Raw genomic sequence first — 20,944 nt, 5'->3', positions numbered from 1 at the left:
ACGTGGTTAATTATCGGTTTATCTCACCGAAATCCGCAGAAAAGCTGGATATTGAAATATGAACGGGCTTGACGCCCTATGGTTTATTTACGCCGGTAGCGGAAATACCATACATCATGACCCTGACGGCGCGCCTTGGCTTCATAGCGCGTTTCCGGCCAGCCACCGGGACGGATCATCCAGTCCTTCGGACTTTCGCACAGCCAGTCAAATTCGTCGCGCTGGTTCATGATCATGCAGGCCCATTCCAGATAGACCGGATGGTCGGTGCCGAAACGAAACTCGCCGCCCGGTTTCAGCTTCTGCGCGATCAGGCCGATCGGCCCATGATTCATGAAGCGCCGCTTGGCGTGGCGCGCCTTCGGCCAGGGATCGGGATGCAGCAGATAGACAAAGCTCAGCGCGCCATCCGGGATCCGCTCCAGCACGTCGAGCGCATTGCCCATATGAAGGCGGACGTTGGCCAGATGGCCGTCGCGGATATGCTGCAGCGCTCCGACCACGCCGTTGAGATAGGGTTCGCAGCCGATGAAACCGTGATCGGGCAGCATGTCGGCGCGCGCGGCAAGATGTTCCCCGGCGCCGAAGCCGATTTCGAAATGCAGTGGACGGTCGCCGCCAAACAACGACTTAGACGACACAGGACCTTCTACCGGCACAGCGATTTGCGGCAGCAGCTTTTCAACCAATCCGACCTGCTGATCACGCAAGGCATGACCCTGCCGCCGGCCGTATAGCTGGCGAATGGTGGTAGGATCACCTTCTTTAAATGCGGTCATCGCTCGGAAACTTCTACGGGCAAGATCGTCTCTAGATAGCGGCTTTCAGCGCATCCACCAGATCGGTCTTTTCCCAAGTGAAGAAATCACCCTCAGCCTTGCGCCCGAAATGGCCATAAGCGGCGGTCGCGCCATAAATAGGCTTGTTCAGGCCGAGATGGGTGCGAATGCCCTTCGGTGTCAGACGCACCAGCTCCGGCAATATTTCTTCCAGTCGCTCTTCGCTCACTTTGCCGGTGCCATGCAGGTCGACATTGATCGACAATGGCTCGGCGACACCGATCGCATAAGATAGCTGGATCGCGCAGCGCTTGGCGAGACCGGCGGCGACGATATTCTTCGCCAGATAACGGGTGATATAGGCTGCCGAGCGATCGACCTTGGTCGGATCCTTGCCGGAGAAGGCGCCGCCGCCATGGGGGCTCGCGCCGCCATAAGTGTCGACGATGATCTTGCGTCCGGTAAGACCGGCGTCGCCGTCCGGACCGCCAATTTCAAAGCGGCCGGTCGGGTTGACGTGAATCACCGTCTTGTCGGTGATAAAGCCTTCGGGCAGCACCGAGTGGAACACGCCCATCACATAGTCGCGCAATTCCTCGTAAAGCGCCGGATTGTCGCTGTCCTTGTAATAGCCCGGCGCGTGCTGCGTCGAGACCACCAGAGCAACGGCCTCTACCGGTACTTCATTGACATAGCGCAGGGTCACCTGGCTCTTGCTGTCAGGCTCCAGGAACGGGGCTGCGCCACTGTGACGATCCTTGGCCATCTGCTTTAAAATCTCGTGCGAATATTGCAGCGTTGCCGGCATCAGGTCCGGCGTTTCGTCGCTGGCATAGCCGAACATGATGCCCTGATCGCCAGCGCCTTCGTCCTTGTTGCCGCTTTCGTCGACGCCCTGCGCGATATGCGCCGATTGCGGGTGCAGATAATTTTCAAATGTCAGATTCTGCCAGTGGAACCCGTCCTGCTCATAGCCGATTTTCTTGACGGTTTCGCGGACAACGGTCTGGATTTCCTCCTGCGCGCCCGGCGCCCAATTGCCGTCCGTATCGATCATGCCCGAACCGCGAACTTCCCCTGCAAGAATCACCCGATCTGTTGTGGTCATGGTTTCGCAAGCAACCCGCGCTTCCGGATCCTTCGAAAGAAACAGATCGACGATGGCATCCGAAATCTGGTCCGATACTTTATCGGGATGGCCTTCAGAGACCGATTCGGAAGTGAATATAAATTCTGAACGCATGGCAAAATCCTGATTTTGGGCCGAAACGACATCAGCCACAGGGACATAAGGAAAAGTTTATATCTACTTTAACGGGCACGCACGCGGATGGCAATGGCAGATAGAAGCAAAATCAGCGCCAGAGCGAGCGGCAGGATATTGCCATAGCTCGCGAACAGCGTGGGTGCCTTCGCTTGCGGCAGACGGCTATCAATCCGGCCCGCCTCACCCATCGGCACATGGGCTCTGACCGTTCCGTTCGCGTCGATCACCGCCGATATGCCGGTCGGAGTCGAACGGATCACCGGCAGCCCCTCTTCGATCGCCCGCAAACGCGCCTGAGCCAGATGCTGCGGTGGCCCCCAACTGCCGAACCAGGCGTCATTGGACGGGTTGAAAATAAATTCCGGACGGTTTTCGCGGTCCACGACCTGGCCTGAAAAAATAATCTCGTAGCAAACCTGAACCCCCGCCTTGCCAAACCGGCCAAGATCAATCGAACTAGCGCCAGGACCGGGCCAGAAATCAAAATCACCCGGTGCCAGACGGGACAGGCCGATAGCCGACAAAAGCGGCCGCATCGGCAGATATTCACCATAAGGCACCAAATGGGACTTGTCGTAGCGTCCGATCAACTGATGCCCGGAATCCATAGCGAAGACACTGTTGCGGGCACCGACCGCACGTCCTTCCGCTTCGTCAAATTCGAGCTTGAGCGCGCCCAGCACCAGCACATCACCGGGCTTCATCAGTCCGCCGAGCTGCTGACGGACAAATTCCGGCGGGCGACCATAATAATAGCGCGCCGGATAACCGGTCTCGAGATAATCGGGAATCGCCGCTTCGGGCCAGAAGATGATGCGCGGACTGTCATCTTCGCGGAGTGTCAGTTCGGCCAGCTTGGAGAGATTCTGCTCTTCATAACCGGCCTGCCATTTATCCTGCTGCCCGATATTGGGTTGGACCACGGTGATCAGCGGCTGGTCCGATAAAATTTGCTGCTGGCCATGCGGGACCACCGAAAGCCCGGCAAAAACTACCAGCGGGAGAATCGCGGCTTGCCATCTTTTCTCGGCTAATAGCCAAAGACCACCGGCTCCTGCAAACAGCAGAGCGGATAGACCATAGGTTCCGATAAACATGCTGAGACTGGCCATCTGGCCGAGCGGGAGGGCGATCACCCCCAACGGATTCCAGATAAAACCACTGAACACCCAGCTTCTCAGCCATTCTGTGATGATCCACATCGCTGCCATTGCCAGTACGAACGTGCCCGGCCTGTCCTTGCCAACCCAAAACGCGCCCAAAGCAGCCAGTGCCGGAAATACCGCCAGATAAAGCGACAGCAGAACCACAGCGACATAGCCCAGCCATTCCGGCATCGCCGCCTGGAAGGTAAAAGCCTTTGCAATCCAGTTCAGGCCAATGATGAAATGGCCTACCCCGAACAGCCAGCCAGTGAAAAAGGCCGCTTTGCGGCTCTGCGCCTGCATCACGATCGCCATCCACAAGGCCAGCATCAAGATCGTCAGCGGCCCCAGGTTCAGCGGCGCGAAGCCGGTTGCGCTCAAGCCACCCGCGAACAGCGAGATTGCGTAGGGATGGCGGGCGATCATTTCATGGAGTTTTGACACCAGCGGCTTTTGCCGTGTTCGCGATCACCATTCAATTGCTAATTGCCCGAACCAGCATTTGCTTGCTATCGTCCGGACATGAAGATCATCACCCTCCTGACGCTTGCGCTGGCGCAGCCGGCGGCAAGCCAGCCAGAACCGCTGAGCGAAATCCAGCAGCGCGACCTATCCTGTGTCGCCGTGCTGGCGATCATCGCCTCGGAACAGGAACGCGGTGTAAGCAGCGCGCTCGACTATCCCCTGCTCTCGGAGCGCGGGGCAACTTACGCCGGACTGGTCGGGGAACGGATCATCACCGAAACCGGAAAGACCCGAGAACAAGTGCGGCTGGATTTTCTGGCGGCCGTCTCCGCCAAACAACAAACGGCCGTCGACGCAGCGGACCCGAATGCGGTGGTAGAAGCGGAGATGGCCAAATGCCTGCCATTGCTGGATGCTGCAGTCCCGCCAAAGCCCAAGCCCGACCTGGCCCAGTGCGCCGGAATGCTGCAACTGGCCTATGACGAGGTCCACGACCGCGAGGGTCTGTCCAAGACCGCGCAGGATCTGAAAACGCTGGCTGCTGTGCTCGACAGCCGTGCCCGCGACCAGATGCGCGCCGAGGGACTCAGCGGTTCGGAGAGCGACATATTATTGACCCGGAGCCGCGAATCGATGCTGGCCGAAGCCAAAGAGCGGGAATCAGCAGGACTGGGTTCCAATCTGGATTTCGAACATTGTTTCACTCTTGCCGCTCCCGAAGATAAGCAGAGAAAATATGAACATTGAGTCCCAAACGGCCTTGCGGCCCTTCCATCTGGCCTTCCCGGTAAATGATCTCGACGCTGCGCGGACATTTTATGGCGAACTGCTGGGTTGCGAAGAAGGTCGCAGCGACCCGTGCTGGATAGATTTCAATCTGTTCGGGCATCAGATCGTCACCCATCTCGACGAGAATTTTGCCGCTCGACCGATGGTCAATCCGGTCGATGGCGAGCAAGTCCCGGTACCGCATTTCGGCGTCGTGCTGACCATGTCTTCATGGCAGTCTCTCGCGGACCGGCTATCCGCAGCGGCAATCGACTTCGTTATTCCGCCGACGATCCGCTTCGAGGGACAGGTCGGCGAGCAGGCGACGATGTTCTTTCATGATCCGAGCGGCAATGCGCTCGAGTTCAAGGCCTTTGCCAGCGACGATCAACTGTTCGCCACGGATTGAGAGTCAGGGAAGCCTAGGCTTCATGATCGCATTTCCAGCGTTCCAGAGCATCTTCCAGTTGCCGTTCTGCCATGTCGCGAGCGGAATCTCTGGGTAGGCCGAGCGAGCCGGAAAGACGATCGCCGATCAGCGCGTCACCCAGAGCCATCAGCACCAGAGCCAGCGTGTCGTCATGCTTTTCCCGGTCTTCATGTCCGCCTGCGCCAATATCATCTACCAGCACATGAATGGCATCGACAATCGGGTCGAGCGCGTCTTCGTTGCCGGTCAACATCATCCAGGACCAGAGCGCTGCTCCGCCCTGTTTGTCAAACGCGTCGAAAGTGAGGTCGACAATGTCGCGCACTGTGCCTTCGCCGGTACGCGATTTCAGGATCGCCTGCGCAATCATCCCGCAAACTTCGTCGGACAAATAGACGGCAAGCGCCTTTTGCAGGCCGGAGGCCGAACCGAAATGGTGCAATAGATTGGCGTGGGTCCGGCCGATCCGGCCGGCGACAGCCTTCAATGTAACCGACTGCGGGCCGGTTTCGATCAGCAGATCGCGGGCCGCTGCCAGCGCCATGCCACGGCTTTCTTCGGGCGAGAGACGTCTCTTTGCTATTGACATTTATGTAAGTAGCCTTATTATCATCGCTGTTAGCTATAGGCCGCATTTCGCATAATGGAAACATCTGATGAATATGCCTAATTCCCTCAGCGCCGAACCGGAATCCATTTACACCCCTACACCTGCGGATCATGAGATCACGCCCCGCGACCGCCGTTTCGGGCGGGAAGAAGGCTATGACCCCGGGAAATACTGGCAAAATGGTGATCCGGTCGCGACCGCTTTCTACAATTGCCTGTCGCTCACTTTCCCGCGCGGCGAGGCTTTCTTCATCGAGAGTGTGCGAGAATTTCGCAATCACACGCCGCAAAAATTGCAGAAAGAAATCCGCGCCTTCGTTCAGCAGGAAGTGATCCACAGCCGCGAACATCTGGCGCTGAACCGCCGGGTCGAGGAAAACGGCTATGACACCAGCCGGATCGAACAGCGGATTACCGAATCGCTCGCCATGACCAAGGGCCGGCCCAAGATCACCAATCTGGCAGCGACGATGATCCTCGAACATTTTACCGCGATCATGGCGCAGCAGTTTATCGCCAACCCGCTGCACTGGAAAGATTCCGATGAGGAAACCGCCGACCTGTGGCGCTGGCATGCACTGGAAGAGATCGAGCATAAGGGCGTCGCCTATGACACCTGGCTCTACGCGACCCGGGACTGGAGCCGCTGGCAACGCTGGAAAGTGAAGGCGCTGATGATGCTCGTCATCACCAAAAATTTCTGGGGCAACCGCTGGAACGACACGCTCGATCTGCTGGCGCAAGACGGCATGACCGGATGGCGGGTGAAGCTCCGGCTGCTGAAATTCCTGCTCGTCGCGCCGGGCATAGCGCGGGCGATCATCGTCCCGTGGTGCAAATTCTTCCTGCCCGGATTTCATCCGTGGAATGAAGACGACCGGCATCTGATCCAGCGCGCCGAAAGCGAATATGAAGCGGCGATCACAGGACGGCCCGCGGCCGCCTGACGTCAGGATCAGACCACAGCGGTCAATGCGCCGCTTTGCTCATATCCACTTTTTCGACCCATTCCGGAAAGAAGCTGGGTTCGCGGTTGGACCAGCCGGGCGCGGTCGCTGCAGCTTCGCTGATCGATTGCAACAGGCCCTTGCGGGTTTTCGGGTGCAGATGCGGGAGCGATGCTGCCGCGCAAAAAGCGCCGGGAAGCCAAGGACGCGAATCCGGGCCCAGCAGACGCTCGTAGAGAAAACGAAAGGCGGGGAAACTGTGAATGCGGCCCTGCCCCAGATCATAGGCAGCGAGCGAAATCAGCGAAGGCATGAACGCCTCGATACTGTCGATAGCGCAATCTTCGGGAATCGCTTTGCGAATGTCGCGGATGCGCCGGTATAGAGACATCTGGACCTGGATTCCGGCTTCTTCGACCTTGTCGCGCGACCATGTCTCCACCGCATCGGAACGCTCGAGCCCGACATCCAGCGACCGGCGGATATAGCGCTGGGTCGCGGAACTGAAGCTCGCAAATTCCTTCATCTCGGCCAGCGTCATGGCGCCGGGGACGGATCGTGTTTCCTTGGTCATGTCGTCACAACTCCTCGTGGACTTATCCCACGAAGACATTTGGCCCAAACATGGTTAGTAATTGGTTAAATCAGGCCTGACTAATTCTCCGTTGACCATCCAAAGTCTGAAAATTGCGCGCCAGGCTTATAAAGTTTCGACCAACCGCAAGCATGGTTCGACCGGTCACGATTCCCCTAGAGACAATTGATACCATATTGGCCTAAGCTGCTGCGCAACCATGATTGAACGCATATGAGAAAATTTGAACTGGGAAACCGCAGGCCGTCGGTCGGACATCAGGTAGCCATCCTGTCGATCCTCGGATTCTGGTTTTTCTACATGATTGTCCTGACGCTGCGGGCGTCGATCGGTGACTGGCCGGCGCAAGGCGAAATGGTGATGCGACGGACTGTCGTAACCGTTTTCGGCATCGGCGCCACCTATCTGCTCTATCTGTTTCTCCGGCAGTTCGAGGACAAGGCCCTCTCCACCCGGATCATCACGGCCTTTGCCGCCGCTATTCCGTGCGCCATCCTCATTGCCTCGTTCAACCATTATATCTTCAACGTCTATTATCCGGAAAATCTGTGGGACGAAGCGCATGTCGAGGAAATGCGTAAATATATGGAGCAGGATAATCTGGCGTTTAAGGCAATTTTCGAAGATGCCACTTCCCGCTTTTTCTTCATCGTCAGCTGGACATCCCTATATCTGACGCTGAGCTATGCCGGCAGGGTCCGGCAGGTCGAGCGCAAGGCCGCCCGCTTCGCGCAGGCCGCGCAGGATGCCGAACTGCGGTCGCTGCGCTATCAGGTCAATCCGCATTTCCTGTTCAACACGCTCAACAGCCTCAGCACCCTGGTGATGCGTAGCCAGCCGGAAGAAGCCGAAGAGATGATCCTCAACCTCTCGAAATTCTATCGCACCAGCCTGTCGGGCGATCCATTGGAAGATGTGCCCTTGTCGGAAGAGGTGCATCTGCAAAATCTCTATCTTGATATCGAGGCGGTGCGCTTCCCCGAACGGCTCCGGACAAAGGTCAATATTCCCGACGATTTGCTCGGCGTGCTGGTGCCCGGCCTGATCCTGCAACCGCTGGTCGAGAACGCGATCAAGCATAGCGTCGCGCATAGCAAACGCCCGGTGACCATTGCGATAAGCGCCCGGTCAGATGGCGACAATCTGATCCTGACGGTGGCGGATGACGGCGATCCGCGACCGGTCGATCTGGACGATGACGGCACGAGCAGCGGCATTGGTCTGGCCAATGTCCGGGACCGGCTGGAAACCCGCTTTGGCCAGCAAGCCGGTCTGCAGACTGTACGTCCGGCAGAAGGTGGCTATATTGCGCAGCTGACCCTACCGTTGATGCTGGATAATCCATGATCGAAGATATCGAACTCAAACCGCTGACAACGCTGATTGTCGATGATGAACCGCTGGCGATCGAACGTCTGCAGCTGCTTTGCGCCCGGCAGCCGGAAATAAACCTGATCGGCACTGCCAGCGATGGCGAAGCGGCGCTGCGCTTGACCGAACAGTTGAAACCCGACCTGCTGCTTCTCGACATCGCGATGCCCGGCAAGGACGGGCTGGATGTCGCGCGGGCCCTGTCCGGCAAGGCCGACGCGCCGGCGATCATATTTGTCACCGCTTTTGACCGTTTTGCAGTCGAGGCCTTTGACGTGGCAGCCATCGATTATGTGCTGAAGCCGGTCGAGAATGCGCGGCTGACATTGGCTATCTCGCGGGTCCGGGAACGCACGGCGGAACCGCGCGGCGACGGGGCGGAAGATTCGCCCTGGGCGGAAGAATTCTGGGTGCCCTATAAATCCGAACTGCGCCGCATCGTCGCTTCCGAAATCGACCGGGTCGAGGCCGAACGCGACTATATGCGTCTGCACGTCGGTCCCGTCAGCTATCTGCTGCACCAGACCATCACCGGCCTGGAAGAGCGGCTCGATCCGGAAGAGTTTATCCGGCTGCACCGCTCGCATCTGGTCCGGCGCGACTGGATCGCCGGCCTGCGCCATGACGGCGGCGGCGTATGGATGGCCTGCCTGAAATGCGGCACCGAAATCCGTATCGGCCGGACCCATCTGGCGGAAGCGAAAAAGCTGGCTGGCAAATAGCCGGGCCCGAATAGCCCGGACGCCTAGAAGCTGTAGCGCACCGAAGCGGTCGCGCTGCTTTCATCTTCGTCGACCACCGCTATGCCGTCACGGGCAATCTGCGCCTTGCGGGCGTTGACGCCCAGATTGGTCGACAAACCGCGGGCGATATCATAGCGCACACCGAGAGACGCCGCGCTTTCCGACGTTCCGTCCAGCTGGCCATAATGGCCGGCAGCGAACAGGCTGTTGCCCCATCGATGGATCCGGTCGTAGAAATCGTCAAAAGCAAGTCTCGAATTGCCGACACCGCGCCGCCGTCTCGTCGCTTCGCGCACCAGACCGTCGACATTGCCGAAAGCAAGGCGACACGAGATAGGCGCAAGATACACCGCCGCCACAACAGCACCGCTCTAAGTCTGCTGTTCACCGGATTCAGTAAGAGCGAGCGAGGCAAAGCATCCGATTATGCCATCAGTGCCCGCCAAAGCGCAGGCGTATGCCGCCGTTGAGGATGAACCCTTCCAGCGGTCCCCAGGCATCCACCGTCCACTGACCGCTCGCGGCGCGCTGCGGAAGGACCAGCGGATCGTAACGCGACTGCCGCACATCGAGCAGGTTTTCGGCATTGGCAAACAGGCTGATCTTGCCGACCACAATCTCTCCCAACAGCCCCAGATGGACATAGGCACGCGAGCGGGTGCGGAACGGATCGTCCTCCAGTTCCTGCCGGCCGGTATAATAAGCCTCGATACCGATCCGGCCCTTGCCATGTTCCTCCCACATGCCGACCAGGCCGCCGGTGTGCCGCGGTGTCAGCGGCACACGCTGGCGTCCTGCACCGGTCGGGTCGGGCTCGGTCGCATCGACGAAGACATAGCTTCCGGTGACCGTGAAGCCGTTCTGCTTGAACCGCAGCAACAGTTCGGAGCCGCGAATCCGGGTGGTCCCGCTGCCGTTGACCAGACGAACCCGGTCAGCAGCGACGTCTTCAAGTCTGGTCGGGTTTTTGATGTTCGCGCCGAACAAGGTCACATTGGCTTCCCACGGCCCGTCGGCATAGCCCATGTCGAGCGAAGCGGTCTGCGCGGTTTCCGCTTCCAGATCACCAAGCGGCTCCAGCCGCGACAGGCCGGCGGCCTCGATCTCGTCGACAAAGGGTGTCGGCGCGAAGAAACCCCCGCCGATCGATCCCCTTACGGTCCAGTTGCCCGGCTTGTACAAAGCCGACAGTCGGGGGCTGAACTGCGTGCCGAATTCGTCATGAAAGTCGACCCGGGCGCTGGCAGCAAGCGTGAGGTCATAGGTCGCCTCCTGCTCGATCTGCGCGAAGACTGCCGGGACCTTGTAGCTATAGTCGAAGGCCGGAAAGCGGTCCGAGCGGAAGCCGTCTGACTGGTAAGCCACACCGCCGACCCAGGACGTACTACCGCTGGTTCCTGCAACAGAAGCCTCGACGAAAGCATTGCTGTGCCGGTCATCTTCGACAACCGCGCCAAAGCGATGAAGATGCTCCTGCCGCATGGCAGAGGCTCGCAAATGCAGACTGACAAGCTCGCTAATCGGCTTTTCCGCGACCAGCCCGGCATCATATCGCTCGGTATCCTGCGCTTGCACGAACGTCGTGCCGTCGGGGACAGTGCGTCCCGGAAGCGTGCCGCCCACCCGGTCCTCGGTCATCGCGCAGAGCGTGACGTACAGGGAAGAGCCGTCCTCGCCATTCCACTGGAAGCGCGGTCGGGCAGTGAAGCGATCATAACCAGCCATATCATACCAGCCGTCGCCATCGAGATCCTGACCGCTTTGCCGGTGCGCTCCGGCGGTCAGGGAAAGGCCGCTATTGGCGCTGATCGGCCCGGCAACATAAGCGGTCAGATCCTGCCCGTTGCGGGTGGTTGCATTGGCGAGAATGTCGGCTTCGAACTCATCACCCGGCCGCTTCGAGACGAGATTGATCACGCCGCCCAGCGCCGATGCGCCGTAGAGGGCCGATGCAGCCCCTTTTATCACTTCCACCTGCCCGAGATCCGTTGGCGGAATCTGCAGCAGCCCCAGCGACGCCGCCTGACCGCCATAAAGCGGAAGATTGTCGGCCAGCAATTGCGTGTACCGTCCCTCGAGCCCCTGAATGCGGATATTCGCCGCCCCGAGCGCAGGCGAGGTTACCTGTACCCGCACGCCGCCAGTCTCGTTGACCAGCATGGCGATGTTTCCGGGCCGCATGATCGCCTTTTCTTCAATCTCTTCACCGGCAATGACTTCGACGCGGATCGGTTCGTCCTGGACACGGCGATTCAGCCGTGTGCCCTGGACAATGATATAGTCATTTTCCTCTTCCGACTCATCGTGGACCTGGCCTGCCTCGACTCGACCAATCACTTGCGCAGAGAGCGGTATCGGGAGGACGAAAACAGGCAAGGGGCAAAGCAACAGAAAACGCAGGCGGCTGGGGATCACGACAACAGTCCTTTTTGAACAATATCAACGCGGCGGCCTATGCACCCTCTAGTGGCTATAGGGTCAAGCCATCCTGAAAAGCGAATGGCTGAATTTTACGTGGCAAACGGCAATGACCTCGCGGACATCTTCAACATATCCGGCAAGATACACCCCCTCTTTCCTACAGTGTACCATATCGGTTATATTGCGGTCTTCTTGCAACCAAAAAAATTGGATAAGGATATGATCGACCAACCGTTCCCCAATGATGCTCCCCAACCCCCGACACCAAGCTGGACCCCTGAAAAACAACGTGAATTCCTGGAAGCGCTCGCACGTTGCGGCTCGGTCAAGGCGTCAGCCGCCTATGTCGGAATGAGTCGCGAAGGCGCTTATCGCTTGCGCCGACGGCAGGAAGGGCGCGCTTTTGACCGGGCGTGGGATGCAGCGCTGATCCATGCCCGCGATCTTTATACCGAAACTCTGCTCGAAACCGGGCTGCACGGCTGGACCGAGACGGTCTGGTATCACGGCGAGGAAGTGGGTGAACGGACGCGCTTTTCCGCCGGACTGCTGCTCGCGGCGCTGGCGCGGCTCGATGCCAAGGCCGATGGTCTCGATCTGGCCGGCGAGCCCGCGCGCGAGGCGGCGGCAGATTTTGACGCAATGGTCGAAGCAATCGGCGAAGGTGATGATTGCTCTGCCATGCTCGAAGCGCAGGATCGCGCGGCGCAGACCCGGCGGGCACCGCCGCCGAACCCCTATATGGCCGGATCAAGCGATGATGAGTTGCTCAACCGGCTCGAAATGTTTCAGGAACGCGAGCGGATCGGCGCAATGGCACCGGAAGACGTCGATACGTCCGATCTCGATCCATACGAGGCGGACGACTGGGATGATCTGCAATGGTCGCGCGCCGAGCGCAGCGGCATGATGGATCAGCCCGGCTTTTGGGAAAAAGCCAATCCCGTCGGATGCGATGATGACGGCCGCGACGATGACGACTGCAACGATGGCTCTGATGATGGGAATGGCCCGGGTGAGGATGGTCCGTCTTTCCACTAAAGGGGGTGTGACCCGTGTGACCCTGAATAGCGTCGACACCCCGTGTTCAGCCTTGCACGAGAAACCCGTCGACAAGCAATCCGCGACAGGCCTATCCTCCTTTTTCTTTCGCCACCATCATCGGACCCTGCCTTGCTATTGAATATTCTCATCATCCTGTCGGTGATCGCCACCGGTTTGCTGCTGCTCGCGCCGCGCCTGTCAAAGTCGCAGGTCTGGCGCGCAACGGTGACGCCACTGGCCTCGATCATCGGCAGCGGATTCCTGGTGCTCGCGCCGATATTGGTATCGGATTACGGCTATATCGCCCCGCTGATCATGGCCGGACTATGTCTCGGTGCCTATCTGTTCGGGGCGGCGATCCGCTTCAATATCTTTCACCGCAATGTCCGCGAACCGGTCCAGAACGACGGGATTGACCGGCTGGAAATTGCCGCTTCCTGGGCGCTGGTCTTCGCCTTCACCATTTCGGTCGGCTATTATCTAAACCTGTTCGGCGCCTTTGGCGTCAGCCTGACCGCGTTCGACAGCCCGGCCAATGCCAAGCTGCTGACCTCGGCCATCTATATACTGATCCTGATCGTCGGATGGACCCGAGGGTTCAAGGCGCTGGAAAGGATGGAATATAGCGCCGTGACGCTAAAGCTGGCGATCATCGTCGGCCTGCTGGTCGGACTGACCTGGTATTTCTATCAGAAGGCAAGCGCCGAGACGCTCTTCATGCATCCGCCTATGCTCTCCGGCTGGCCCGCGCTCACCCTCGCCTTCGGCCTGATCATCACGGTGCAGGGTTTTGAAACCTCTCGCTATCTAGGGCGAAACTATGATGCGACGACCCGGATCAAGTCGATGCGCCTCGCCCAGATCGTCAGCGCGGTAATCTACATGATCTACATCGGACTATTTGCCTATAGTTTCGAGCGTGAACAATTTGCCCTGACCGAGACCGCGATTATCGACATGATGGGGATCATCACACCGATCCTTCCGCTGCTGCTGGTCGCCGCTGCGCTGGCGGCGCAGTTCAGCGCCGCGATTGCCGATACCAGTGGCTCGGGCGGGCTGGTCGAGGAACTGACCAAGGGTCATGTCAAGGCGCGCACCGGCTATGCGATATTGGTCGGCATCGGCCTGCTTTTGACCTGGAGCGCCAATATCTTCCAGATCATCGCTTATGCCAGCCGTGCCTTCGCGCTCTATTACACGCTGCAATCGGTGATCGCGGCGCGGCGAGCCTTCCTGATAAAGGGTGAACGGCTAAAGGGTTTCGGCTTCATCCTGCTGGCGATGCTCGGGGTGATGATCGTGTTGTTCGGCAATGATGTCGAATCGTCGAACGCGTGAGCAAGCGGCGAAACGGTACGCCAGGGCAAGCCGGCTAGGCGATGACCGTCCGCGGCCGCGCCTGCCGATAGGTGCCGAGTATCCGCACGCTGTTGCAGTGGAAGCCGAGTTCGGCGAGCGCCCGGTCAATCGCCGGATCGCCGGGTGCGCCCTCGATATCGGCGAAAAATTCGGTGGCGGCGAAGCTGCTGCCCTGCTGGTAGCTTTCCAGCTTGGTCATGTTGACGCCATTGGTCGCGAAGCTGCCGAGCGCCTTGTAGAGCGCCGCTGGAATATTTTTGACCTCGAAAATGAAGGTCGTCATCACCGGCCCATTGGGTTCGGGTATCGCCGCTTCCGGAGCGAGCACGACAAAACGGGTGATATTGTCCGGCGCATCCTCGATCGCATCGGCGATCGGCTGCAGGCCGTAAATTTGCGCGGCAAGCTTGGGCGCGATGGCAGCGGCATGCGGATCATCCTGCTGGGCAACGAAGGCGGCGGCGGCGGCGGTATCGGCATAGGCCACGGGAATGATCCCGCGCTTGCGGAGATAGTGGCGACACTGGCCGAGCGCCTGCGGATGGCTCATCGCTGTGCGGATCTCGGCATCAGCCGATCGCGCCATCAGGCAATGGCTGATCTGCATGAAATATTCGTCGACGATATGCAGGCCCGATTCGGGGAGCAGAAAATGGATATCGGCGACCCGGCCGTTGAGAGAATTTTCGATCGGAATGATCGCGCTACCCGCCGTGCCATGCTTCACCGCATCGATCGCATCCTCGAAGGCGAAGCAGGGAACCGGCAGGCCGTCCGGCGCATAGTCGAGCGCGGCGAGATGGGAGTTGGCACCGGGCGCGCCCTGAAAGGCAATCGCCTTTTCCGGCTTTTCAGCGCCTTTTTCGGTCATTTTGCGGACCATGCCCAATGCGTTTTTCGGAAAACTGTCCATCTCGTCCCTCTTTTACGCTGCTGCGATAGTCGAACCGGATGCAGCGGGGCAAGAGGGAAGTGGCCCGCCCGTCAGGGGGGTGTACATTTCGCATGGGCCGTAGCATAATTTACGGCAATTGAGGCCTTGCGTTGGTCCGTTGCTCTCTTTACAGACAGCACAAATTTGGCAGGCCCTTGGCCGCCGCTCACTCAGGGGTTTGAGAGACAATATGAGCAACAATAACACCATCGCAGGTTGGGTCCTGGCTGGCGGCATCGCTGCCCTCGGCTTTTCCATTGTCAGCGGAAAATATTTCCACGCCGGCAAGCACGAACGTCCCGAAGTCATGGGCTATGTGATCGAAGGTGTTGAATCCTCCGGTGGCGCTGCTGATGCGGGCCCGTCGATCGAGACCCTGTTGCAGACAGCCGATGCCGCTGCCGGTGAAAAGGTCTTTGCCAAATGCGCAGCCTGCCACACGATCAACCAGGGCGGTGCCAATGGCATCGGTCCGAACCTTTATGCTTCCATGGGCAAGCCACACGGCCATGTCGCCGGCTTTGCCTATAGCGACGCGCTGAAAAGCGTTCCCGGCAACTGGGACTGGACGAGCATGGACGCCTGGCTGACCTCGCCGCGCAAATATGCCAATGGTACGAAGATGACCTTTGCCGGCCTCGGCAAGGCTGAAGACCGCGCCAATCTCATGGTCTATCTGAATGCGCAGGGGTCTAACATTCCGCTCCCGGCTGCACCGGTGGCCGAAGAGCCTGCGGCAGACGAAGCAGAAGCAGAAGCTGGCGTTGATGCAGAAGCCCAGGAAGCGGTTGAAGCGGACGCAGCGGCAGCTGAAGAATAAGACGAAGCCCGGATTGCCCGGCAGCCTGAATGGGCTAGTCGCAATCCAGCCCGTAAAATTGCTGGATAATATCCCAGGCCTCGCCTGCAGTTTCGACAAACTGGAACAGCTCGAGGTCCTTGCGGCTGATCGTGCCTTCGTCGGCCAATGCGTCGAAGTTGATCACGCGATTCCAGAAATCCTTGCCGAACAGCAAGATCGGCAGCTTCTCCATCTTGCCGGTCTGCACCAAAGTGACCAGCTCTAGAAATTCATCCAGCGTGCCGAAGCCGCCCGGAAAAACCGCGACCGCTCTGGCTCGCAGCAGGAAGTGCATCTTGCGCAGCGCGAAATAGTGGAACTGGAAACTTAGCGACGGCGTGACATATTCATTGGGCGCCTGTTCGTGCGGCAGGACGATATTGAGCCCGATCGACTCCTCGCCGGCATCGGCAGCGCCGCGATTGGCCGCCTCCATGATCGAAGGGCCACCGCCGGAGCAGACAACAAAATCGCGTTTGCCATTTTCTGCAATGCCGCAGGCGCTGGCCAGCCGCGCCAGATTGCGGGCCTCATCATAATATTTGGCTTTCTCTTTCAACCGCTCGGCAATTCTGCGCGATTCGTCGTCAACCGCCGCCTCGATCAGCGCATCGGCCTTGTCCGGCTCCGGAATCCGAGCCGACCCGTACATCACCAGGGTCGAGCCTATGCCGGCTTCGTCGAGCAGCATTTCCGGCTTGAGCAGTTCCAGTTGGAAGCGGACGGGCCGCAACTCCTCGCGGAGCAGGAATTCGGTATCCTGAAATGCCAACCGGTAGGCCGGGTCCCGGGTCTGCGCCGTTTCCAAATGGGCCTTTTCGGCAAATTCGGCTTCCTGCTTGGCACGGTAAAAGCGGCGGTCGTGGAGATCTTTATTGGTCATGCCCTAGCCCTAAAGCATAGATTTGTGACTGGCCAGTGGCCTTATGGTCCTATCGACAATATCCGTTTCCACTCATGTCGAGATGGAAATGGTCGCGGTGCGCTGCATTGTAATTGGGACTGAGAACGGTGCCAAAGCGCTTGCAGGCGCTGTCATGGATCGCGGCGAGGAACTGCATTTCCCGACGGCCGCTTTTCCAGTTATTCTCGACCGTTATCCGGCGACCGTCGGTGAGTACGAAAGCGGAAACGTCGATCGCATTGGCGTGCGCGTGCTGCGACAATTTGCCCGACCCGGCGATATTGCGGCAACTATAGCTGCCCATGGTCTCGATCCGCTTGAGGTCGCTGCCGAGATATTTGCGGGCCGCGCGTTTGACGGCATATTCGGTCCAGGCGGCAAATTTGCCGGCCAGTTCGCATTTGACCGGACCGAGATTGGTGACATCAGCACCGACATCGAGCAGCTTGATACTGTCGATCTGGCTGCACCCGCCGCTGAACTGACGGTTGGGCAAGGGAGAGAAGCGGACGTTCGCCTTGCCAAGATCGCTGAAACACTGGCGGGCGGAGGGTGTGGGATCGAAAGATCCCAGACCAGCCGAGGCCTGTGGCCGCGGCGATTGACCACTGCTGCCTACCGGAATTGCCCCGCAAGCGCTAAGCATCAACGAGCCGAGACCCAAAACTCCTATGGCCCGCCCGCGACGTCCAATATTCGATTTCATATCCATGACGGACGCAATGACAGAAGATGGTTAAATCCAGACTGAAACTCATGGTAAATGAAATCTTACCGACGACCTGACGCGATGGATGCGACAAATTACTACAAATTTATACTAGACCATCGCGTCTACAAAACCCATGATCAGCCCATGTTCTTTCTGTCGTGCGAGGCTTTAGATTTTATGGCAAATAGCAGGACAGAAGCCAGCAGTGCGAATCGCTGAAAACCGATAAGACTTGGAGACAATGAAGATGAAATATACCGTAATAACCGCCGCCGCAGCTGCTCTAGTTGCCACTGCAGGCCTGTCATCCCCTGCCCTCGCCACCGGCAAGATGACATGCGACGCCGGACCGGAATCCGGCTGGAAAACCCGCACAGAGCTGGAAGCCGCGTTGGTCAAGCAGGGCTGGACAGTCAAAAAATCCAAAGTCGATGGCGGCTGCTATGAAGTCTACGGCACCACCCCCGAAGGTGATCGCGTAGAGGCCTATTTTAACCCGGTATCATTAGAAAAACTGCTGGTTTCAAAGCGCGGCAAGATTCTTTTCCAGAAGAAATAGCCGGTTTCATCCGCAACCAAGATCACGCTTGACATGCTGCGGCGCACAAGACAAAGCGGCGCCGGGCCACGCGGTCCCAACGCCGCGCGAGCTCTCTGTAAGGAGAAGCGTTTAAATGACTGATACTAATGTACCGACGCCAGAATTGCGTCCTGACTGCCCGAATTTTTCTTCGGGCCCTACAGCCAAATTCCCCGGCTGGTCCCTCGACAAAATCAACACCATCGCCATGGGTCGCTCGCATCGCAGCGCCACCGGTAAAGCTCGGCTGAAATATGCCATTGATCTGAGCCGCGAACTGCTCGGCATCCCGGACGACTATCTGATCGGCATTGTGCCGGCTTCCGATACCGGAGCCGTCGAACTGGCGATGTGGAATATGCTGGGTGCCCGTCCGGTTACCGTTGCTGCGTGGGAAAGCTTTGGCAATGTCTGGATTCAGGACGCTGTAAAGCAGCTCAAGCCTGCCAATCTGACCGTCCTTGAAGCCGATTATGGCGAAATTCCCGACCTGACCACGATCGACAAGGGTGATGATGTTGTCTTCACCTGGAACGGCACGACCTCGGGCGCAAGAATTCCCGATACCGACTGGATTGCCGCCGACCGTGAAGGTGTCACCATCAACGACGCGACCAGCGCCGTCTTTGCCCAGCCGATGGACTGGTCCAAACTCGATGCAACCACCTTTAGCTGGCAGAAGGTCATGGGATCAGAAGCCGCTCACGGCATGCTGATCCTCAGCCCGCGCGCCGTCGAACGGATTGAAAGCTACACCCCGTCCTGGCCGCTGCCGAAAATCTTCCGCGTGAAGAAAGGCGACAAGCTCAACACCGCGATTTTTCAAGGGGCTACGATCAATACGCCTTCGATGCTCGCGACCGAAGATTATATCGCTGCGCTCGAATGGGCAAAGTCGATCGGTGGCCTGTCCGAACTGCACGCCCGCGCTGACCGCAACGCCAAAACCGTTCACGACTGGCTCGAAGCCACGCCGTGGATGCGCAATATGGTCAGCGATCCGGCCAAATGGACCAACACCGGCGTCTGCATGGTGTTCCAGGGCGACTGGTATGAAGGTCTGAGCGACGATGCCAAAGCCTCCGTGCCGAAGAAAATTGCCGCGATGCTCGAGAAAATGGACATTGCGTATGATTTCAATGGCTATCGTGATGCGCCGCCTTCGCTGCGCATCTGGTGCGGTTCGACCGTCGAGCAGGAAGACGTTCGCCGTCTGCTGCTCTGGATCGAATGGGCCTATGCTCAGGTGAAAGCCGAAATTTCCTAATATATGTGTCGCCCCGGCCAAGGCCGGGGCCCACGCCAATGTCCGAGATATGCCGGCATTGGTTCGGAGGCCGCCCTGCGCTGGCCTGACGATCCCAACAAGGAATCCAAGATATGCCAAAAGTACTTATATCCGATAAAATGGACCCGAAAGCCGCCGAGATTTTCCGCGAACGGGGATGTGAAGTTGACGAAATCACCGGACTGACGCCGGAAGAGCTGATCAAGATCATCGGCGAATATGATGGCCTCGCCATTCGTTCTTCGACCACCGTCACACCCGAAATATTGGCAGCCGCAACCAACCTGAAAGTGGTTGGCCGTGCCGGTATCGGTGTCGACAATGTCGATATCCCGGCCGCTTCTGCCAAGGGTGTCGTGGTCATGAACACGCCATTCGGCAACAGCATCACTACCGCGGAGCATGCGATCGCGCTTATGTTCGCTCTCGCCCGCCAGCTTCCTTCGGCCGATGCCTCTACCCAGGCCGGCAAATGGGAAAAATCCAAATTCATGGGCGTGGAACTGACCAGCAAGACGCTTGGCCTGATCGGCGCCGGCAATATCGGTTCGATTGTTGCGGAACGCGCGATCGGTTTGCGGATGAAAGTTGTCGCTTATGATCCATTCCTGACCGAAGAGCGCGCGGTGGAAATGGGTGTCGAAAAAGTCTCGCTTGATGACCTCCTCGCCCGTGCTGACTTCATCACCATGCACACGCCGCTCACCGACCAGACGCGCAATATTCTATCGGCTGAAGCCCTTGCCAAAACAAAGCCCGGTGTCCGGATCATCAACTGCGCACGCGGTGGCCTGATCGACGAGGTGGCTTTGAAAGAAGCACTTGAATCCGGCCATGTTGCCGGTGCTGCGCTGGACGTCTATGCACAGGAACCTGCGAAAGAGAACGCGTTGTTCGGTACGCCGAACCTGATTTGCACACCGCATCTGGGCGCGTCGACCAGCGAAGCACAGGTGAATGTAGCGATCCAGGTAGCCGAACAAATGGCCGATTATCTGGTCAATGGCGGCGTCGAAAACGCGCTCAACATGCCCAGCCTCTCGGCGGAACAGGCGCCGAAGCTGAGGCCCTATATGGCGCTTGCGACGCAGCTCGGCTCTCTCGTCGGCCAGCTGGCAGCCGACCAGATCAAGGGCGTTGCCGTTGAAGTGGAAGGCGCAGCAGCCGAACTGGACCAGAAGCCGATTACAGCCGCAGTGCTGGCCGGTCTGATGCGGGCCTATAGCGACACCGTCAACATGGTCAACGCACCCTATCTGGCGAAAGAACGCGGCCTCGACGTCCGCGAGATTCGCCATGAGCGCGAAGGCGACTATCACACGCTGGTTCGGGTATCGGTGACAACCGACGAAGGCGAAAAATCGGTTGCCGGCACCTTGTTCGGATCTTCCGGACCACGACTGGTCGAGATGTTCGGCATCAAGGTTGAAGCCGATATGGAAGGCGACATGCTCTATATCGTCAACCGGGACGAGCCAGGCTTTATCGGCCGCGTCGGTTCGACGCTTGGTGAAGCGGGCGTAAACATCGGCACGTTCCACCTTGGTCGTCGCAGCGATGCGCCGGGCGGTGAAGCGGTATTGCTGCTTTCGATCGATTCGCCGGTGGAAGAGCCAGTTTTATGGTCCGTTTGTCAGCTGGAAGGCGTGAAGACGGTCAAGGCATTGAAGTTTTAATTCTGTAGCAACGTAGCAAAGAAAAAGGATGGCCTGAGCGGTTGCTTGGGCTATGGAGCAGGG

The 20,944-nt window shown here is 58.7% G+C and carries 21 protein-coding genes; 11 read left to right on the top strand and 10 right to left on the bottom strand.

The annotated features are described in order from the left end of the window. Positions 1 to 83: 83 nt before the first annotated feature. The 3 genes from trmB to lnt all read right to left on the bottom strand — a co-directional run bounded on the left by trmB (position 84) and on the right by lnt (position 3,617). Positions 84 to 779, bottom strand: a complete 696-nt coding sequence (gene trmB / locus ACWFTY_RS03090; RefSeq protein WP_447525934.1) for a tRNA (guanine(46)-N(7))-methyltransferase TrmB — start codon at positions 777 to 779, stop codon at positions 84 to 86. 31 nt (positions 780 to 810) lie between these two features. Beyond that, entirely contained in the window at positions 811 to 2,022 is a 1,212-nt protein-coding gene (gene metK, locus ACWFTY_RS03085) for a methionine adenosyltransferase (RefSeq protein WP_447525933.1), read from the bottom strand. Between the two features lie 68 nt (positions 2,023 to 2,090). Continuing rightward, positions 2,091 to 3,617 (bottom strand): apolipoprotein N-acyltransferase, encoded by a 1,527-nt coding sequence (gene lnt, locus ACWFTY_RS03080; RefSeq protein WP_447526935.1) that lies wholly within the window; start codon positions 3,615 to 3,617, stop codon positions 2,091 to 2,093. A 96-nt stretch (positions 3,618 to 3,713) separates the two neighbouring features. Here lnt and ACWFTY_RS03075 point away from each other — a divergent pair, with 96 nt between their 5' ends. Then, positions 3,714 to 4,403, top strand: coding sequence for a hypothetical protein (locus tag ACWFTY_RS03075; RefSeq protein WP_447525932.1), 690 nt, complete (start codon positions 3,714 to 3,716; stop codon positions 4,401 to 4,403). Continuing rightward, complete coding sequence (locus ACWFTY_RS03070; protein WP_447525931.1) at positions 4,393 to 4,833, top strand: VOC family protein; 441 nt, start codon at positions 4,393 to 4,395, stop codon at positions 4,831 to 4,833. The genes ACWFTY_RS03075 and ACWFTY_RS03070 overlap by 11 nt, the downstream gene beginning before the upstream one ends. A gap of 13 nt (positions 4,834 to 4,846) precedes the next feature. Here ACWFTY_RS03070 and ACWFTY_RS03065 read toward each other — a convergent pair whose 3' ends face one another. Further along, on the bottom strand, positions 4,847 to 5,443 hold the full coding sequence (locus ACWFTY_RS03065) for a TetR/AcrR family transcriptional regulator (protein WP_447525930.1): 597 nt from the start codon (positions 5,441 to 5,443) through the stop codon (positions 4,847 to 4,849). A 67-nt stretch (positions 5,444 to 5,510) separates the two neighbouring features. Between ACWFTY_RS03065 and ACWFTY_RS03060 the strand changes: the two genes are divergently transcribed. After that, entirely contained in the window at positions 5,511 to 6,410 is a 900-nt protein-coding gene (locus ACWFTY_RS03060; protein WP_447525929.1) for a metal-dependent hydrolase, read from the top strand. A gap of 22 nt (positions 6,411 to 6,432) precedes the next feature. On the opposite strand, the gene ACWFTY_RS03055 is transcribed toward ACWFTY_RS03060, so the two are convergent. Beyond that, positions 6,433 to 6,984: a hypothetical protein gene (locus ACWFTY_RS03055; RefSeq protein WP_447525928.1), complete on the bottom strand. Its 552-nt coding sequence runs from the start codon at positions 6,982 to 6,984 to the stop codon at positions 6,433 to 6,435. Positions 6,985 to 7,218: 234 nt separating this feature from the next. On the opposite strand from ACWFTY_RS03055, the gene ACWFTY_RS03050 reads away from it, so the two are divergent. After that, complete coding sequence (locus ACWFTY_RS03050; protein WP_447525927.1) at positions 7,219 to 8,352, top strand: sensor histidine kinase; 1,134 nt, start codon at positions 7,219 to 7,221, stop codon at positions 8,350 to 8,352. Continuing rightward, entirely contained in the window at positions 8,349 to 9,098 is a 750-nt protein-coding gene (locus tag ACWFTY_RS03045; RefSeq protein ID WP_447525926.1) for a LytR/AlgR family response regulator transcription factor, read from the top strand. Before ACWFTY_RS03050 ends, ACWFTY_RS03045 begins: the two co-directional genes overlap by 4 nt. A 23-nt stretch (positions 9,099 to 9,121) precedes the next feature. Here ACWFTY_RS03045 and ACWFTY_RS03040 read toward each other — a convergent pair whose 3' ends face one another. After that, entirely contained in the window at positions 9,122 to 9,469 is a 348-nt protein-coding gene (locus ACWFTY_RS03040; RefSeq protein WP_447525925.1) for a hypothetical protein, read from the bottom strand. An 82-nt stretch (positions 9,470 to 9,551) separates the two neighbouring features. After that, positions 9,552 to 11,534, bottom strand: a complete 1,983-nt coding sequence (locus tag ACWFTY_RS03035) for a TonB-dependent receptor plug domain-containing protein (protein WP_447525924.1) — start codon at positions 11,532 to 11,534, stop codon at positions 9,552 to 9,554. Between the two features lie 225 nt (positions 11,535 to 11,759). Between ACWFTY_RS03035 and ACWFTY_RS03030 the strand changes: the two genes are divergently transcribed. Then, positions 11,760 to 12,581 carry a hypothetical protein gene (locus tag ACWFTY_RS03030; RefSeq protein WP_447525923.1) on the top strand — a complete coding sequence of 274 codons (822 nt, stop codon included), beginning with the start codon at positions 11,760 to 11,762 and terminating at the stop codon, positions 12,579 to 12,581. A gap of 132 nt (positions 12,582 to 12,713) precedes the next feature. Next, on the top strand, positions 12,714 to 13,925 hold the full coding sequence (locus tag ACWFTY_RS03025) for a hypothetical protein (protein WP_447525922.1): 1,212 nt from the start codon (positions 12,714 to 12,716) through the stop codon (positions 13,923 to 13,925). 34 nt (positions 13,926 to 13,959) lie between these two features. On the opposite strand, the gene ACWFTY_RS03020 is transcribed toward ACWFTY_RS03025, so the two are convergent. Then, positions 13,960 to 14,859, bottom strand: a complete 900-nt coding sequence (locus ACWFTY_RS03020) for a prephenate dehydratase (RefSeq protein WP_447525921.1) — start codon at positions 14,857 to 14,859, stop codon at positions 13,960 to 13,962. A 211-nt stretch (positions 14,860 to 15,070) separates the two neighbouring features. Here ACWFTY_RS03020 and ACWFTY_RS03015 point away from each other — a divergent pair, with 211 nt between their 5' ends. Next, positions 15,071 to 15,700, top strand: coding sequence for a c-type cytochrome (locus ACWFTY_RS03015; RefSeq protein ID WP_447525920.1), 630 nt, complete (start codon positions 15,071 to 15,073; stop codon positions 15,698 to 15,700). 34 nt (positions 15,701 to 15,734) lie between these two features. On the opposite strand, the gene ACWFTY_RS03010 is transcribed toward ACWFTY_RS03015, so the two are convergent. Both ACWFTY_RS03010 and ACWFTY_RS03005 read right to left on the bottom strand, forming a co-directional pair. Beyond that, complete coding sequence (locus ACWFTY_RS03010) at positions 15,735 to 16,604, bottom strand: LOG family protein (RefSeq protein ID WP_447525919.1); 870 nt, start codon at positions 16,602 to 16,604, stop codon at positions 15,735 to 15,737. A gap of 49 nt (positions 16,605 to 16,653) precedes the next feature. Beyond that, a complete protein-coding gene (locus ACWFTY_RS03005) occupies positions 16,654 to 17,331 on the bottom strand; it encodes an extensin-like domain-containing protein (protein ID WP_447525918.1) in 678 nt (225 codons plus the stop codon). A gap of 253 nt (positions 17,332 to 17,584) precedes the next feature. Between ACWFTY_RS03005 and ACWFTY_RS03000 the strand changes: the two genes are divergently transcribed. The 3 genes from ACWFTY_RS03000 (at position 17,585) to serA (ending at position 20,881) form a co-directional block, all read left to right on the top strand. Continuing rightward, on the top strand, positions 17,585 to 17,896 hold the full coding sequence (locus ACWFTY_RS03000) for a PepSY domain-containing protein (RefSeq protein WP_447525917.1): 312 nt from the start codon (positions 17,585 to 17,587) through the stop codon (positions 17,894 to 17,896). Positions 17,897 to 18,011: 115 nt separating this feature from the next. Beyond that, on the top strand, positions 18,012 to 19,184 hold the full coding sequence (locus tag ACWFTY_RS02995) for a phosphoserine transaminase (protein WP_447525916.1): 1,173 nt from the start codon (positions 18,012 to 18,014) through the stop codon (positions 19,182 to 19,184). Between the two features lie 113 nt (positions 19,185 to 19,297). Beyond that, positions 19,298 to 20,881, top strand: a complete 1,584-nt coding sequence (gene serA / locus ACWFTY_RS02990; RefSeq protein ID WP_447525915.1) for a phosphoglycerate dehydrogenase — start codon at positions 19,298 to 19,300, stop codon at positions 20,879 to 20,881. The last annotated feature ends 63 nt before the right edge of the window (positions 20,882 to 20,944 follow it).

Source organism: Parasphingorhabdus sp. NYA22, assembly GCF_976973735.1.
This window is presented reverse-complemented; position numbering and strand designations above follow the sequence as displayed.

Bases quoted from the DNA above. Each gene is read 5' to 3' on its own strand.
- ACWFTY_RS03065 (WP_447525930.1), bottom strand. From the start codon at position 5,443: ATGTCAATAGCAAAGAGACGTCTCTCGCCCGAAGAAAGCCGTGGCATG.
- ACWFTY_RS03030 (WP_447525923.1), top strand. From the start codon at position 11,760: ATGATCGACCAACCGTTCCCCAATGATGCTCCCCAACCCCCGACACCA.
- ACWFTY_RS02995 (WP_447525916.1), top strand. From the start codon at position 18,012: ATGACTGATACTAATGTACCGACGCCAGAATTGCGTCCTGACTGCCCG.
- ACWFTY_RS03020 (WP_447525921.1), bottom strand. From the start codon at position 14,859: ATGGACAGTTTTCCGAAAAACGCATTGGGCATGGTCCGCAAAATGACC.
- ACWFTY_RS03060 (WP_447525929.1), top strand. From the start codon at position 5,511: ATGAATATGCCTAATTCCCTCAGCGCCGAACCGGAATCCATTTACACC.
- ACWFTY_RS03070 (WP_447525931.1), top strand. From the start codon at position 4,393: ATGAACATTGAGTCCCAAACGGCCTTGCGGCCCTTCCATCTGGCCTTC.
- metK (WP_447525933.1), bottom strand. From the start codon at position 2,022: ATGCGTTCAGAATTTATATTCACTTCCGAATCGGTCTCTGAAGGCCAT.
- lnt (WP_447526935.1), bottom strand. From the start codon at position 3,617: ATGATCGCCCGCCATCCCTACGCAATCTCGCTGTTCGCGGGTGGCTTG.
- ACWFTY_RS03075 (WP_447525932.1), top strand. From the start codon at position 3,714: ATGAAGATCATCACCCTCCTGACGCTTGCGCTGGCGCAGCCGGCGGCA.
- ACWFTY_RS03005 (WP_447525918.1), bottom strand. From the start codon at position 17,331: ATGAAATCGAATATTGGACGTCGCGGGCGGGCCATAGGAGTTTTGGGT.
- ACWFTY_RS03045 (WP_447525926.1), top strand. From the start codon at position 8,349: ATGATCGAAGATATCGAACTCAAACCGCTGACAACGCTGATTGTCGAT.
- serA (WP_447525915.1), top strand. From the start codon at position 19,298: ATGCCAAAAGTACTTATATCCGATAAAATGGACCCGAAAGCCGCCGAG.
- ACWFTY_RS03000 (WP_447525917.1), top strand. From the start codon at position 17,585: ATGAAATATACCGTAATAACCGCCGCCGCAGCTGCTCTAGTTGCCACT.
- ACWFTY_RS03015 (WP_447525920.1), top strand. From the start codon at position 15,071: ATGAGCAACAATAACACCATCGCAGGTTGGGTCCTGGCTGGCGGCATC.
- trmB (WP_447525934.1), bottom strand. From the start codon at position 779: ATGACCGCATTTAAAGAAGGTGATCCTACCACCATTCGCCAGCTATAC.
- ACWFTY_RS03010 (WP_447525919.1), bottom strand. From the start codon at position 16,604: ATGACCAATAAAGATCTCCACGACCGCCGCTTTTACCGTGCCAAGCAG.
- ACWFTY_RS03055 (WP_447525928.1), bottom strand. From the start codon at position 6,984: ATGACCAAGGAAACACGATCCGTCCCCGGCGCCATGACGCTGGCCGAG.
- ACWFTY_RS03050 (WP_447525927.1), top strand. From the start codon at position 7,219: ATGAGAAAATTTGAACTGGGAAACCGCAGGCCGTCGGTCGGACATCAG.